Source organism: Streptomyces sp. R28, assembly GCF_041052385.1.
GTDB lineage: Bacteria > Actinomycetota > Actinomycetes > Streptomycetales > Streptomycetaceae > Streptomyces.
In genome coordinates this window covers 5,062,119-5,077,572 of record NZ_CP163439.1, presented here as the reverse complement: position 1 = coordinate 5,077,572, position 15,454 = coordinate 5,062,119, and the positions used below count along the sequence as shown (strand labels likewise).

8 protein-coding genes are annotated in these 15,454 nt (G+C 72.3%); 3 read left to right on the top strand and 5 right to left on the bottom strand.

The features are described from left to right. Positions 1–119 precede the first annotated feature (119 nt). The 3 genes from trmB to AB5J49_RS22470 all read right to left on the bottom strand — a co-directional run bounded on the left by trmB (position 120) and on the right by AB5J49_RS22470 (position 3,914). Positions 120–932, bottom strand: a complete 813-nt coding sequence (gene trmB / locus AB5J49_RS22480) for a tRNA (guanosine(46)-N7)-methyltransferase TrmB (protein WP_369175221.1) — start codon at positions 930–932, stop codon at positions 120–122. A 186-nt stretch (positions 933–1,118) separates the two neighbouring features. After that, the gene (lhgO, locus tag AB5J49_RS22475; RefSeq protein ID WP_369170417.1) at positions 1,119–2,339 is read right to left on the bottom strand and encodes an L-2-hydroxyglutarate oxidase; all 1,221 of its coding nucleotides are present in this window, start codon (positions 2,337–2,339) and stop codon (positions 1,119–1,121) included. Between the two features lie 150 nt (positions 2,340–2,489). Then, positions 2,490–3,914 carry an MFS transporter gene (locus AB5J49_RS22470; protein WP_369170416.1) on the bottom strand — a complete coding sequence of 475 codons (1,425 nt, stop codon included), beginning with the start codon at positions 3,912–3,914 and terminating at the stop codon, positions 2,490–2,492. Positions 3,915–4,703: 789 nt separating this feature from the next. Here AB5J49_RS22470 and AB5J49_RS22465 point away from each other — a divergent pair. Further along, positions 4,704–6,800 carry an asparagine synthase-related protein gene (locus tag AB5J49_RS22465; protein ID WP_369170415.1) on the top strand — a complete coding sequence of 699 codons (2,097 nt, stop codon included), beginning with the start codon at positions 4,704–4,706 and terminating at the stop codon, positions 6,798–6,800. Between the two features lie 399 nt (positions 6,801–7,199). After that, positions 7,200–10,547, top strand: coding sequence for a BTAD domain-containing putative transcriptional regulator (locus tag AB5J49_RS22460; RefSeq protein WP_369170414.1), 3,348 nt, complete (start codon positions 7,200–7,202; stop codon positions 10,545–10,547). Here the strand turns inward: AB5J49_RS22460 and AB5J49_RS22455 are convergent. Beyond that, positions 10,534–12,483 carry a sigma-70 family RNA polymerase sigma factor gene (locus AB5J49_RS22455; protein ID WP_369170413.1) on the bottom strand — a complete coding sequence of 650 codons (1,950 nt, stop codon included), beginning with the start codon at positions 12,481–12,483 and terminating at the stop codon, positions 10,534–10,536. The two genes, AB5J49_RS22460 and AB5J49_RS22455, sit on opposite strands and share 14 nt — an antisense overlap. 334 nt (positions 12,484–12,817) lie before the next feature. Then, positions 12,818–13,600, bottom strand: a complete 783-nt coding sequence (locus tag AB5J49_RS22450; protein ID WP_369170412.1) for a TetR/AcrR family transcriptional regulator — start codon at positions 13,598–13,600, stop codon at positions 12,818–12,820. Positions 13,601–13,985: 385 nt separating this feature from the next. On the opposite strand from AB5J49_RS22450, the gene AB5J49_RS22445 reads away from it, so the two are divergent. Then, positions 13,986–15,365 (top strand): NAD(P)/FAD-dependent oxidoreductase, encoded by a 1,380-nt coding sequence (locus tag AB5J49_RS22445; RefSeq protein ID WP_369170411.1) that lies wholly within the window; start codon positions 13,986–13,988, stop codon positions 15,363–15,365. The last annotated feature ends 89 nt before the right edge of the window (positions 15,366–15,454 follow it).

Here is a 15,454-nt window from a genome sequence, read left to right as displayed (position 1 = left end):
GCCGGTGAGGGGTGCAGTCGGTGTTGCTGTAGATGCTCTTGTCGGTGCTGTTCGTCCGGTCGTCTGCCGGATGTCTTTCGTCGCATCCGGTCGTCCGCCGGATGTTCTTCCCGCTGCTTCTACGGCTGTACGCGGCGGAAGAGCAGGTCGTTCACCACATGACCCTTGTCCAGTCCCTGCCCCTCGAAACGGGTCAGCGGCCGGAACTGCGGACGGGGCGCGAAACCGCCGTCGTCCTGCGTGTTCTCGAAGTCGGGGTGCGCGGTCAGCACTTCGAGCATCTGCTCGGCGTACGGCTCCCAGTCGGTGGCGCAGTGCACGAGGGCGCCGGGCTTCAGCCGGGTCGCGGCGAGGCTGAGGAACTCGCGCTGGATGAGCCGCCGCTTGTGGTGCCGCTTCTTGGGCCAGGGGTCGGGGAAGTAGACGCGCAGCCCGTCGAGCGAGTCGGGCGTGAGCATCTCGCGCAGCAGGATGATGGCGTCCCCGTTGCCGACCCGGATGTTGGACAGTCCGTTCTGGTCGGCGAGATTGAGCAGGTTTCCCTGCCCGGGGGTGTGGACGTCGACGGCGAGGATGTTGGTGCCGGGGTCGGCGGCGGCCATCTGGGCGGTGGCCTCGCCCATCCCGAAGCCGATCTCCAGCACGACGGGATTGCCGTTCCCGAACAGCTCGGCGAAGTCCACGACGCGCCCGCCGTCGATGTCGAGCCCCCACTCGGGCCACAGCCGCTGCAACGCGTCCGCCTGCCCCGCGGTCACCCGGCTCCGCCGCGGCTGGAAGCTCCGGATCCGCCGCTCGAAGTGCGACCCGGCGGGGTCGGCCTTGGGCCCGTCCGGGAACCTCGGCTCACCCTTGGTCCGGGTGTGCCGAACCGAGACACCGGGGAGGTGGCCGGGGTGTTCCTCGCCGGAGATGCCGGAGATGCCGGAGATGCCGGAGATGCCGGAGATGCCGGCGGTGTCGGCGGTGCCAGCGGTGCGGGGCTGACCGGAGGTGCCGGGCTGGGGGATTTCGGGGGCGTTGAGGGAGTCAGACACAGTGGGGTCGATTTTACGTGCTCTCCAAGGCCGACCTCGTGCTGCTCAAGTGGGCCTCCCTGAGCACAGTCGACCGGTCGCTCAAGCCTCCCCCAGCACCGCCAACGCCCGGCGGGCCACCTCCCGCCCGATCGGCAGGGAAGCCGTCGCCGCAGGGCTCGGTGCGTTCAGCACATGCACGGCCCGTGGCCCCTCCCGGATCAGGAAGTCGTCCACCAGCGTCCCGTCCCGCAACACCGCCTGCGCCCGCACCCCGGCTGCCGCGGGCACCAGGTCGTCCGCCGTCACCGCCGGCAACAGCCTGCGCACCGCGACGCCGAACGCCGCCTTGGACACCGACCGCCGAAGCTCCCCGCCTCCGTACCGCCAGTGCCGCCGCGCCATCCGCCACACGCCGGGCCACGCCACCGTCGTCGCGACCTCCCGCGGCCGTACGACGCCCCAGTGGTACCCCTCCCGGGCCAGTGCCGGCACCGCGTTGGGCCCGATGTGCACACCCCCGTCGATCCCGCGCGTGAGGTGCACCCCGAGGAACGGGAACGCCGGATCCGGCACCGGATACACCAGTCCCCGCACCAGCTCGGGCCGCGCCAGCGAGTAGTACTCCCCTCTGAACGGCACGATCCGCATCTCCGGATCGTCCCCCGTCATCCGGGCCACCTCGTCGCAGTACAGCCCGGCACAGTTCACCAGCACCCGCCCCCGCACCACGTCCCCGCGCGTGGTGCGTACAGCGACCCCCAGCTCGGCCCGCCGGTCGACGCGCTCGACCTGCGCGCCGTACCGGATCTCCGCCCCCGACGCCTCGGCCAGCTGCCGGGCGACCCCGACGAAGTCGCACACGCCCGTCGTCCCGACGTGTATCGCGGCGAGCCCCTGCACCTCGGGCTCGTACTCCGCGATCTGCGAGGCGCCCAGCTCCCGTACCGGAATGCCGTTCTCCCGCCCGCGCTGCACGAGGGCGTGCAGCCGCGGCAGCTCCTCCCGCTCGGTCGCGACGATCAGCTTGCCGGTGACGGCGTGCGCGATGCCGTACTCCGCGCAGAACTTGACCATCTCGGCGCCACCCCGCACCGCGTACCGCGCCTTCAGCGAGCCCGGCCGGTAGTAGATCCCGCTGTGGATGACCCCGCTGTTGCGCCCCGTCTGATGCCGGGCGGGCCCCGGCTCCTTCTCCAGCACGGTCACCCGTGTCCCCGGCGCGGCACGCGTGATCGCATAAGCCGTGGCCAGCCCGACGATCCCGCCACCGACCACGAGCACATCACAGTCGTACCCGCCCGACCGCCCCTGCCGCGCCACCTGCACCACCTCCGGCTTCGATAGTGCACTGCGCCACTGACAACGCGTTCAAACGCACAGGGCTGCGCGACAAGCCACACACAACCCGCAGCCGCCCGTGCACAGCGACCAGGCGGACGCGAGGCCACCCCGGCCCCGGAAGCGGAGCGCTTACGCCGGAGCCATCAACAACGGCCGAGCTCGCTCCCGCAACTCCACCACCCGCGGCTCATCCCCATACGGCTCCAGCCGATGCAGAAGATCCTTCACGTACTCGGTAGTGCGAGCCGACGATATGCGCCCCGCGACCTCCACCGCCCGCACCCCCTGCTCGCACGCCGCATCGAGATTGCCCGACTCGAGCTCGGCCACCGCCGAAACGACGAGCCGCAGCCCGTGCGACCGTACGAACTCCTCCGTCGGCTTCGACAGTGCCTGCTCCGTGAATCGTCGCACCTGCCGCGGCGCCTTCAGATCCCGGTAGCACTCCGCGGCATCCGCGGCGAACCGGTCGTAGGAGTAGAACCCGAGCCAGGACGGATCGTTGTCCCCCTCCCGGGACCGCTCCAGCCACCCCTCCGCCGCCTTCAACGCCGCGCCGGCCGCCTGCGCGTCACTGGCGCGCGCGTGCGCGCGTGCCTCGACGAGCCGGAAGAAGCTCATGGTGCGGGCCGTGGCGAGCCCCCGGTTGCGTTCCAGAGCGGCCTGGGCGAGGTCGACGCCTTCGTCGCCGAAGCCCCGGTAGGTCGCCTGGAGCGACATCGACGCCAGCACGTACCCGCCGAGGGGTACGTCGGCGGCCGCGCGCGCGAGTCGCAGCGCCTGGATGTAGTACCGCTGCGCGGCCTCCTGCTGCCCGGTGTCGAAGGCCATCCACCCGGCGAGACGCGTGAGCTCGGCCGAGGCACCGAACAGCGCCCGACCCACGTCGTCGGAGTACGAGCCGAGCAGCAGCGGTGCCGCCTCCACCCGTAAGCACTCCGGCACCATGGACGAACGCCAGTCGCCGCCTCCGTACTTGGAGTCCCAGCGCCTGGCGTCCTCGGCGGCCTCCCGCAGCTTCTGCACATCGCTGTGGCCGACTTTGAGCGGTGCGCCGGCGTCCTCGGAAGGGTTCACCTCGCGCGCGACCGAGCTGTCGGCCGGGGTTATCAGCCACCGTGAGGCGGGCGTTGCGTATGCGCTTACTGCGAACGATCCGGCCAGTGACTGCCAGATGCCGCCGGAGCCGGCGCGGCGCCCGGCGAGGTCGAGACGGTAGAGCTCCGTCGCCGACTTCACCGCCTGTCCGACGTCCCGGGGGAAGGCGAGGCCCACTTCCGGTGCGGGGTCCGCGTCCGCCAGGCCGATCTCGTGGAGCGGCACCGGACGGCCCAGCTTGTGGCCGATGGCGGCCGCGATGAGGTGCGGTGCGGCACCCTGCGGCACCATGCCTTTCGACACCCAGCGCGCCACCGACGTCTTGTCGTAGCGAAGAGTCAGTCCCCGCTGAGCGCCAAGATCGTTGACGCGTCGAGCGAGTCCTGCGTTGCTGATTCCCGCGAGGGCGAGAACGGTGCCGAGCTTTTCGTTCGGCCCGCGTTGCTCCCTGGACATGCGCCACCCCTCGACACAGACGGCTGCCGCGCTGGCATAACCACGCGGCATTCGTAAACCCAGCGTAGTTCGCCGCATCCCAAGCGTTAAGGGGCATTGTTCCGGTTGGCGGGATTGTGGTCCGTACTCAAGTGCGCGCCCCCTACGCACAGTTGTGACGTGCTCCCGCTGTGTGGCCGTGCGCCCGTCCGTGCGCTCTTCTCCGGCCACCGGGGGAGCGGTTCCATGGATTCTGCGTGGGTCGGCCCGCTGTACTGGATCCAGTGGGCTGGGGGATTCCGCCGCCTACATCCCCGCGGGTGGCGGAACGGTCCGGGGGGCGTGCACCGTTCCCCGGACTGCGCGCTCGCCGAGCACGCCGAGCACGGCGAGTAGTACGCAGGACTTGTACGGAGCGTGCGCGAGCCTGTCCCTACAGCGCCGATTTGGCTGAAAATCGACCCTGCTGCTTCTGGGTAATTACCGCTCCCACCACGGAACTTGAGGGCGCAGGGGGCGTTTTAGGGGAGCGTATCGGGGGCGCATTCGCGTCGAAGCTGTGGTGCTGACGCGGTGCTGACGTGGCGTGTTCCCCTTGCCCACCCGTCTCGATCTCCTTGCCCCGTCCGGGTGTTCGGGTGGCACGGCGACCACGCGTGGGTCGCGTTCGTGCCGACGCGGGGGCGCCCTCAAGGGCGCAACTCCGGGATCTCCAGCGGCTCCGCCGCCCCACCGCCGCGCGTCCTTCATGGCAGCATGGTGCACCGGTTCGTGCGGTGCACTGGTTGTCCACAGCCTGTGGAGGCGTCGATGCGGTGGTTGGTGGGATGGAGCAGCACCGCCGCGGTGGCCGCCGGGATCGGCTCCGCGGGGGCAACCGGAAGCGACGGCGAGACCGTGCACCCGGTGGGGTCCCAACTCCTGTGGGGTGACCCGGATCCGCTGTGGGCGGTCGGCGACTGGCGGCCGGACGAGGTGCGCGTGGTGAAGGCCGACGAGCAGACCCGGATCGCGGTCCTCGGCACCTGCGGGGCGAGCGACGAGCAACTGCGGGTCGGCCTGTTCGCCGCGCGCGGAGGGGCACTTCGGCATCTGACGGCGTGGTCCGGCAGCTACACGGCCGTCGTCCAGGTCGGCCGCAGGATCACCGTGTGCGGCGATCTGGCAGGCGCACGGCCCGTGTTCCACACCCCCTGGGCGGGCGGTACGGCGTATGCGACGGCCGCGCTCCCGCTCGCCGACCTCATCGAGGCCAACCTCGACTTCGGCCACCTCGCCGCCCTGCTGGCCGCCCCCGACGTACCGGCGGCTGTGCACGACTCCACCCCGTACGACGGCGTACGCCGCATTCCACCGGGGCATGCGCTGATCCTGCGCGCCGGGGCACGGGAGATCGCCGGGTACGAGCAGGTCGCCTCGCTGGCGGTGGCGGCGCCGACCGCGGACCCGGACAGTGCGGTGGACGCCGTACGCGACGCCCTGGTGGAGGCGGTACGCGCGCGTCTGTCCGCACCTCGCCATGTTCCCGGCGCCGACATAGACCCGGGGCCGGTCCCGGGGATGGGCCCCGCCGAACGGCGGGCCGCGCGCGGGATGCCGGTTCCGGGTATCGGGTCGGACCTGTCCGGCGGCCCCGCGTCAGGCACCCTCGCCCTGCTGGCCGCCGGCCTCCCGGGGATGCCGGGCACGGTCCTGGGCCACGGCACGGGCGCGGGGGAGCGCCTCCTGGCGGTCACCTTCAACGACCTCGCGGTAGGCGGCCGCGAGGCCGAGCTGGAGAGGGCGGGAACCCTGGCGGCCAACCCCCGCCTGCACCACGTAGTGGTGACGGGCGGCGAGGAGACACTGCCGTACGCCGACCTGGACGGCCCGTTGACGGACGAGCCGGGCCCCAGCCTGGTGACGGCGGCGAGGCACCGCGCCCGCCTGGCGTCCGGCAGCGCGGACCACTTCACCGGCTACGGCGCCCGTCAGGTCCTGGACGCACACCCGGCCCGCCTCGCGGACCTCCTGATGGACCGCAAACGCCGCCACCTGGTCCGCCCGGTCGCGGCACTGGCGAAGGCGGACGGTTCGGTGCTGGTCCCCGCGCGCGTGTACGGCGCGGCGAGAAAGCTGGCCCGCACGCCGTATCGCACGGGCCTGGAGTCCCTGGCCGCCCGCCTGATGGACCGCCGCTTCGACGAACCCGGAGGGGCCGTAGGGGCGTCGCTCGCCGCGCTCACCTGGGCCAGACCGGGCCCGGCGGCCCGCTGGCTGACCGGCGAGGCGCTGGCTGAAGTATCGGTTCGCCTGCAAGCGGCGACGAGCCGCAACGGGGTGGGCCCCGGCCAACGCCCCGGCGACTACCGCGCGCGTGCGGCACTGGCCCGCCACGCAGCCGACCTACGTGTCCTCGAACAGGCCGCCGAGATCCGCTTCCAACGCCTGCACGCCCCGTTCCTCGACAACCAGGTCGTCCGCGCCTGCCGAGCCCTCCCGGAAGCCCTGCGCGTCCAGCCCGGCGCCCGCGCCGCGATACTCCGTACGGTCCTGGAGGGCGCCGGAGTCGCCGACCTCCCGCCGGGCTGGGGCGCCCCGTCGCACGCGTCGGCGGCGGTGGCGGCGCGAACGGGTCTGAGGGTGGCCGCGGACCCCCTGATGGCCCTCTTCAGCACCCCTCTCCTCGCCCAAGCGGGCCTGGTCGAGGCCCGCGTGGTCCGCAAGGCCCTGCGCGCAGCGGCCGAAGGCGAACCCCTCCCCCTGGACGGCCTGGCCGACCTGGTCTCCCTGGAGCTGTGGCTGCACCGCCTACTGGCCCGCCGAGGCACCTGCTGGACGGGCACGCCGGCACGGCAACGCGCGGTACCGGCGGGGATCAAGCCGCAGCGGGGCGCGCTGGGTGCGGGGGCGGCGCGGCAGGCATAGGTACTGCGTACACGAGGGCTGCCCTGAACGACGGCAGGACTCACTTCTCGAGGCCGGTGAGCATCATCCAGCCTGCCCGGCGTATGAGCACGATCGCGGCTGTGGCATTCAGCCCGTCTGGGGGTGCCCCCTCTGGGGGAGTTTGAGGACGAGGCCCGTTCAGGGCCGATGGGGGTGCAGGGGGCGGAGCCCCCTGGCGGGGTGGAAGGGGCGGAGCCCCTTCAGGATGGGACGGGTAGGGGCGGCGGGGGCGAGAACCCTTCCGGCGCACCTGGACGACCACCGCAACCACGAACCCCTGACCCACCCGTCAGGCTGACTCGCCCCCCGGGGGCTGCCCCGACCCTCCCGGCCGCCAAAACCCGTGCCACCCACAGCCACCCCCGCGACAATGACCCGGTGCAGTACAGAATCCTGGGCGTCACCCAGGCAGAGGACGACCAGGGCACCGCCATACCCATCGGCGGCCCCCGCCTCCGCGCGCTGCTCACAGCCCTGGCCCTGCGCCCCGGCCGCCTCACCACCCCCGACACCCTGATCGACGATGTCTGGTCCGGCGACGGCACCCCGCCCCATGACGCCCCCGCCGCACTCCAGGCCCTGATCGGCCGCCTGCGCCGCACGCTCGGCAAGGACGCGATCACCTCCGCCCCCGGCGGCTACCGACTCACCGCGTCGAAAGACGACGTCGACCTCTTCGTCTTCGAACGCCTCGTACGCCAGGGCACCTCCGCCCTCGACAGCGGCGACCCCTCCACCGCCGCCCACGACCTCGCCGCCGCCCTCGCCCTGTGGCGCGGCCCCGCCCTGGCCGACCTCCCCGACCGCACCGCCGCCGCGACCCGCCCGGAGGCCCTGCGGCTGGAGGCGACCCGGGCCCGCATCGAGGCGGAGCTTCGACTCGGCCGCGCCCAGGACGCCGTACCGGAACTGAGGGAACTGACCGCGGCGCACCCGTACGACGAACCGCTGCACGCCCTCCTCATCCGCGCCCTGCGCGACACGGGCCGCCCCGCCCACGCCCTCACCGCCTACGAAACCGCCCGCCACGCCCTCGCCGACGGCCTCGGCACCGACCCCGGCCCCGACCTCCGCGCCCTGCACACCGAGCTGCTGACCCAGGCGCCCTCCGAGGCGGAACCCGAGCCGCAACCGCGACCCGAGCCGCAACCCCACCCCCAGCCCCCCGAACGCACCGGCAACCTCCGTCCGCGACTTACCTCTTTCGTGGGCCGGGAACTCGAACTCGACGCGATCCGTTCCGAATTGCACAGGGCCCGACTGGTCACGCTCACCGGACCGGGCGGCTCTGGAAAGACCCGTCTCGCCGAGGAAGCCGCCGTCGGCCTCCCGCAGGCATGGCTGGTCGAGCTCGCCCCGCTCGACCGGCCGGAGGCGGTACCAGGCGCGGTGGTCAACGCCCTCGGTCTGCGCGAGACCGTGCTCATGACCAACGAGCTGACAGCCCAGCAGGACGACCCGGTCGCCCTGCTGATCGAGTACTGCGCCCCGCGCAGCCGACTCCTGATCCTTGACAACTGCGAACATGTCATCGACGCGGCCGCCACCCTCGCCGAAACCCTGCTCACCCGCTGCCCAGGGCTCACGATCCTCGCCACCAGCCGTGAACCCCTGGGCGTCCCCGGCGAGTTGGTGCGCCCGGTCGAGCCCCTGCTCCCCGACCAGGCGCACCGCCTCTTCGCGGAGCGCGCGGCGGCCGTCCGCCCCGGCCCCGGCTCCGGTGTCGGCCCCGGCCCCGACGCCGACGCCGTGCTGAGCGACGAGCGCGACCAGGAGGCCGTCGCGGAGATCTGCCGCCGCCTCGACGGCCTACCGCTCGCCATCGAGCTGGCGGCCGCCCGGCTGCGGCTGCTCACCCCCCGACAGATCGCCGACCGTCTGGACGACCGCTTCCGCCTCCTCACCTCCGGAAGCCGTACGGTCCTGCCCCGCCAGCAGACCCTGCGCGCCGTCGTCGACTGGTCGTGGGAGCTGCTGGACGAGCGGGAGCGCACGGTGCTGCGCGAGGTGTCCGTCTTCGCGGGCGGCTGGGACCTCGCGGCGGCGGAGGCCGTGTGCACCGGGCCGGTCGCGGACCTCGTCGGCGCGCTCGTCGACAAGTCCCTGGTCGTGGCCACCCCGGGAGAGCGGGACGGCTCCGGCGGCATGCGGTACCGCCTGCTGGAGACCATCCACGAGTACGCCGTCGAGCGCGCCGACGAGGTTCCCGAACTGCGCGTCGCGGCCGAGCGGCGGCACCGCGCGTGGGTGCGCGCGCTCGTCGAGCAGGCCGAACCACTGCTGCGTTCCGCCGGCCAACTCCCGTGGATCTCCCGCCTGGAGACGGAGCTGGACAACATCCGGGCGGCCCTCGACCGCGCCCTCACCGCGGGCGACGAACCGGACGCCACATCCATCGTCCTCGCCATGGGCTGGTTCTGGTGGCTGCGCAACTACCGCCATGAGGGCGCAGCCTGGGTAGACCGGACCCTGCGACTGGGGACGGCCCAGGCCGCCCTCGACTCCGGCGTCGCCTCCCCCGACCCGATCGACGCCTTCCTCGCCACCCCGGAAACGGAGACTCACCACCCGCTGCACATCCCGCGAATGAACCTCCGGCTGCTCCACCTCTTCCTCAAGTCCGAGACCGAATCCATCGCCGCGCTGCTGGACGAGCGGATGCGGCGCTACATGACCCGGATGCGGGACTTCTTCGAGCGGGGAGGCCCGCAGTCGGCGCGGCTGCCGGGGCTCGTCTGGCCGCTGATCGCCTTCTTCCTGGGCAGCCCGCGGGACGTCCGGGCCGCCATGGACATCGCCGTCGCCAACTGCCGTGCCCACGGCGGCGACTGGGAGGTCGGCGTCTCGCTGATGTTCCGTACGCACATGGTCGTCGACTCACCCGGCGGCCTGGAGGGCATCGACGACGACCTCGCCGAACTGCGGATCCTCAGCCGCCGCGTCGGCGACCGCTGGATGTGGGCCCAGGTGTGCAGCGCCGCCGCCGAGACGGCCATGTCGCGCAGCCGCTTCGAGGAGGCCAAGGGCGAGTACGAGGAGGCGCTGCGGCTCGCCTACGAGGTGGGCGCGTACGCCGAGACCCCGTTCCTGGTCGCCCGGCTGGCCGAGATCGCCTACCGCTCGGGCGACCGTACGGCCGCGCGGGCCGCGCTGGACGAGGCGAGCGCGGCGGCCGACCGTTACGGCGTGACGGACTCACGGGCGTTCGTCCTGCTGCTGCGGGCCCAGATCGCGCTGGACGACAAGGAGACCACTCTCGCCAGGCAGATGTGCGAGGCGGCCCGCGTGGAGACGGCCCGAGGCACGCCACCGCCCCAGTTCATCGTGATGCTGAAGGCGGTCGAAGCCATGACCGTGACGGCCGAGTCGGGTCCGGAGCGCGGACTGCCCCTCCTGGCCGACGCGCTGCAGGTGGCCGTCGAGAGCGGGTGTGCCGATGTGATCACGGCGACCCTCGCGGACACCGCGGCGGATCTGCTGACCCGCCTCGGCGACCATCCGTGCGCGGTTCGCCTGCTCGCCGCCTCGGAGTGCTGGCGCCGTGGTCACCCACGCCCGCTGCCGGAGCGCGCGCACGCCGAGCGGGCCGAGGCCACCGCCCGTACGGCACTGGACGCCGAGCGGTTCACCGCCGAGCACACCCGAGGCACTGCCCTGACCCGGAACGACGTCGTAGGCGACCTCGCCGAGGCCGTGCGCGACCTCGGCCGCCCTACCCGCAGCTGAACTTCGACTCCGCCCAGTCCGCCAGCATCAGGGTGTCGAAGGTGCTGTGCGGCTCGACCACGAGCCGGACGGTCTCGCGCCCGGTGAGGTTCACATGGACCGGTACCGCCGCGTCCCCGCCCTTGAGCACTCCGGACCGCCACAGCCGGACGCCGTCGGCGTAGACCGAGAAGGAGAACGCGCCGAGCCCCAGGGTCGTGTCGTCGACGCCGGCCATCGCGTCGTAGGCGGAGCACTCCCGGTTGAGGTCGATGGTGACGGAGGACCGGCCGTGCACGGTGACGCCGTGCGCGTACTGCTTGTCGGCGATCGACACGCCGTACCGCTGCCACACCCAGCTGCTCTCGCCGAGCCGCATCTCGGGCTCGGTGCCGTCGCCGGTGAGGTTGTACGACAGCTCGCTCCACTGGTAGACGGCCGGGGCGGGCGGAGGCGGCGGAGTCGGCGTGGGTGTGGGTGTCGGGGTGGGGGGAGGCGGCGGAGTCGGCGTCGGGGAGGGCGTGCGCGTCGGACTGGGGGTGGGCGTGGGTGACGGCGTCGGTGTCGGGTCGGGCTTCGGCTCCGCGGCCGGGACGATCGCCGGCGGCTGCGGTGTCGGCGGCTTCGGTGCCGACTCCTCCTTCGACGGCTCGGGCGTCGGCGTCTCCTCGACGATGGGGGAGGGGACGGGGGGTTGCTTGGCGTCCGTCCTGTCGGCCGGATGGTCGTTGCCGGCCAGCGCGAGCACGATCGCCGCCGTCACGCCCACGGCGACCACACCGGCCGCGATACCGGCCTTCAGTGGCGCGCCCACTCCCTCGGAAGCGGCCGCGCCGCCCCCGGTGCTCGACCCGCCGGACGAACTGCCGCCCGCCGCAGCGGCCGCCCCCGCAGCACCGGCCGCACCTGCCCCGGCACCGCCGGCGATGAGCCCGGCTGCCTTGGCGTACCCGGCGGCGCCGAACCAGCCGATGACCGCGACCGGCACGACGGCGGGGATACCGCTGGCGACTTCCTTGATCTGGCCCGCGGCCAGCCGGCACTTGACGCACTCCTCCAGGTGCTTGCGCAGGCCGCGTTCGGCACGGGTGCGCAGGCTGCCGCGGGCGTAGGCGCCGAGCCGGTCGGCGTAGCGGGCGCACTCCTCGTCGCCGACGAGGCTGGCGCTGACGTGGGCCTGGAGATAGGCCTGCTTGAGCCCTTCGCGGGCGCGGCTGGCGAGCACGCGCGTGCCGTTGGCGTCGAGCCCGAAGAGCGTGGCCACCTCGCTCGGCGACTCGTCCTCGACCTCGGTGTGCCACAGCACCGCCTGCCAGCGCTCCGGCAGCGACCGGAAGGCCTGCATCGCCATGGACTGCTCGGCCTCGTGCAACGCCCGCACGTCCGCGCCGAGGTCCAGCCCCGCTCCGAAGGACCCGGTGTCGTCGGACACCTCGGACACACGCGCGGACTGGGCGGCGAACACCGCGAAGTCGTCGACCAGCTGCTCCCGCCGCGCCGACTTCGTCCAGTCCGCGGCGGCCCGCCGGATCGAGGTCAGCAGATACGCGCGTACGGCGTGCTCGGGGCCGGAGCCGCCGCGTACCGCCTGGAGCATGCGGGCGAACACCTCGGCCGTGAGGTCGTCCGCGGTGTGGGCGTCACGGCAGCAGGTGCGCGCGTACCGGCGTACCGCCCCCGCGTGGCGCCGGTACAGCTCCTCGTAGGCGGTGTCGTCGCCGGAGCGCATCCGCCCGATCAGGTCGGCGTCCGAGGGCGGCAGCTCGCGCGGCGGTGGCAGCGTGCTGTCCTCGCGCCGGTCGCGCTGAGCCGGGACGCTGCCTTCCGCGCGCCCTTGAGCGCGGCCTCCCGGGGGCATGCCTCCCGGCGGCAGGTCCGCCCGTCCGCCCTGACTCGGCACCTGCGGAGTCGACGAGTCGCCCTCACCGGGTGACTCGTCCCGACCGTCAACGCTCATCGCGGAAAGCCCCCGCCGCCAGCTCTACCCGTCCCGGACACCGGGTCAGGGTGCCATATTGGCTTTCGGCCAGGACCCACCCGTACGGACCATCCACTCGTCCGTGGGCCATTCCCGCACCGCAGTACTAGCCCTCACCCGCACAAGGGTGCCTCAAACAGCCTCGCCCGCACGGGAGTTGAGCGCGACGACGGAAATGTGCGGCATGTTCCGCGACGTTCATTCGAGGCGAGGGCAGCGCAGCACCCCGCCTCTTGGTCACCCCTTCGAAGTCATGGCCGTTGCTTCGAAGCCACGGGACGACTTCGAAGCAACGGCCGTCACTTCGGCCGGCTCACGCCTGAGGCCGCGACCGCAGCCCCTCCAGCAGGATGTCCAGCAACCGCGCCGAGGCCGCCGCCTGCTGCGCCGCATCCGGCAGCGAGGGCGCCGCCGTCGCGATCACCAGCAGGACGTCCGACACCGACACGTCGGCCCGCAGCTCACCCGCCGCGCGCGCCCGCTCCACGAGCTGGCCCACCACGTCGAGCAGTGCCGCCGCCCCGGCGTCGTCGATCACGTCCGTCGGCACCGCCGCAGGCTGATCGGACACCAGCCGCAGCTCACCTGTGCCCGGCTGCGACCGCTGCTGCGGTACCCGGGCCTCCTCGAGCACGGTGCCGTCCTCGGCGACCCCGACCCGCAGCACCTGCGGCGGCAGCAGCCGCCCCGCGCCCGAGGCCACAGACGTGCGCAGGAAGCGCGAGAGCGCCGACCACGGCTCGTCCTCCTGACCGAGCGCCGTACGCGCCTGGTCGGTCAGCCGGGAGGTCTCCTCCTCGGCTATCCGGCGCACCAGGACGTCCTTGCTCGGGAAGCGCCGGTACACCGTCCCGACGCCGACCCGCGCGCGTCGCGCCACGTCCTCCATCGGCGCGCCGTACCCCAGCTCGCCGAAGACCTCGCGCGCCGCACGCAGCACGTGCTCCAGATTGCGCTGTGCGTCCACGCGCAGCGGCGTCGTACGCGAGCTGTCCCCGCGTCCGTTGCTCGCAGCCGCGCTCATCGTGCCGCCCACCGCTCCGCCGCCCGATGTGATGGCGGACGCGGAAGACCAACGAGAATCCTGAACATGCATAAGCGATCCCCCGGTAATGACGTCTCCCCCCGGAGACACTCCCCGTCATTGCAAAGCCGGAGCGTCGCGGAACAAGCCCGGACCACGAACCCGCCCTGTGTGACGCGCGGACCCGAAGAGCGCATCCCCCTACACCCCGTCGATACACGAACATAGTTGAGCGAGGGTCAATTCAGAAGGGGCACGTTCCGCACGGAGCGCCCCTCGATCGGAGTACGGGTCGTTTACGTCCAGATTTCACCCCCTGAGGTCCACCGGCGCACGCCCGTTGACCTGCGAACCTTCCCCACACTCCGGCAATTCGGCCAAATCGCGGCGCCGTCGATCTCCGGTCACACAAATTGCCGGGCCTGTGGACAAACGGAAGCGCCGGGTGCGTCATGGGATGGTGAAGGAACGTGCGCGCATTCTCGTTGTCGGCGGCGGCTACGTCGGGATGTACACGGCCCTGCGCCTCCAGCAGCGGCTGAAACAGGAACTGGGGCGGGGCGAGGCCGAGATCACGGTCGTCACTCCCGACCCGTACATGACGTATCAGCCTTTCCTCCCCGAAGCGGCCGCAGGGTCCATCTCCCCGCGCCACGTGGTCGTACCGCTGCGCCGCGTCCTGCCCCAGTGCCGGATCATCATCGGCGAGGCCACCGCCATCGACCACGCCAAACGCACCGCGACCCTCTCCACCCTGGCCTCCGAGGAGGAGGGCACGGGCAGCGAACAGCTCTCCTACGACGAACTGGTCCTCGCGCCCGGCTCCATCTCGCGCACCCTGCCCATCCCCGGCCTCGCCGACCACGCCATCGGCTTCAAGACCGTCGAAGAGGCCATCGGCCTGCGCAACCACGTCATCGAGCAGATGGACATCGCCTCCTCCACCCGCGACCCCGCGATCCGCGACGCGGCCCTCACCTTCGTCTTCGTCGGTGGCGGCTACGCCGGTGTCGAGGCGCTCGGCGAACTCGAGGACATGGCTCGCTACGCCACGCGCTACTACCACAACGTCCGGCCCGAGGACATGAAGTGGATCCTCGTCGAGGCCTCGGACCGCATCCTGCCCGAGGTCGGCGAGGACATGGGCCGCTACACCGTCACCGAACTGCGCCGCCGCAACATCGACGTACGCCTGCACACCCGCCTGGAATCCTGCGTGGACCGCGTCGCCGTCCTCAGCGACGGCGCCCGCTTCCCGACCCGAACGGTCGTCTGGACGGCCGGCGTCAAGCCCCACCCGATCCTCGCCGCGAGCGACCTGCCACTTGATGAGCGCGGTCGGCTGAAGTGCACCCCCGAGCTGACCATCGAGGGCACCACGCACGCGTGGGCCGCGGGAGACGCCGCCTCCGTCCCCGACGTCGCCGCCGGCGATCCCGGCAAGGAGTGCGCCCCCAACGCCCAGCACGCGGTGCGCCAGGCGAAGGTGCTGGGCGACAACATCGCCCACTCCCTGCGCGGCGAACCCCTGGAGACGTACGCCCACAAGTACGCGGGTTCGGTCGCCTCCCTCGGCTTCCACCAAGGTGTGGCCCACGTCTACGGACGCAAGCTGAAGGGCTACCCTGCTTGGTTCATGCACCGCGTCTACCACCTCAGCAGGGTTCCGACCTTCAACCGCAAGGCCCGCGTCCTGGCCGAATGGACCCTGTCGGGACTCTTCAAGAGGGAGGTCGTCTCCCTCGGTTCACTCGAACATCCCCGAGCGGAGTTCGAACTCGCGGCCGGTGGAAAGGCTCCTGACAACCCGGAACGCGACCCGAAGGGGTCGTCCTGACCGGACCCAGGAACTCCACCGACGAGGCAGGCGTCTGACGGGTGTCGGCCAGGTCGGCCGCACTGCCAGACTGATCCCCGAACCGATCC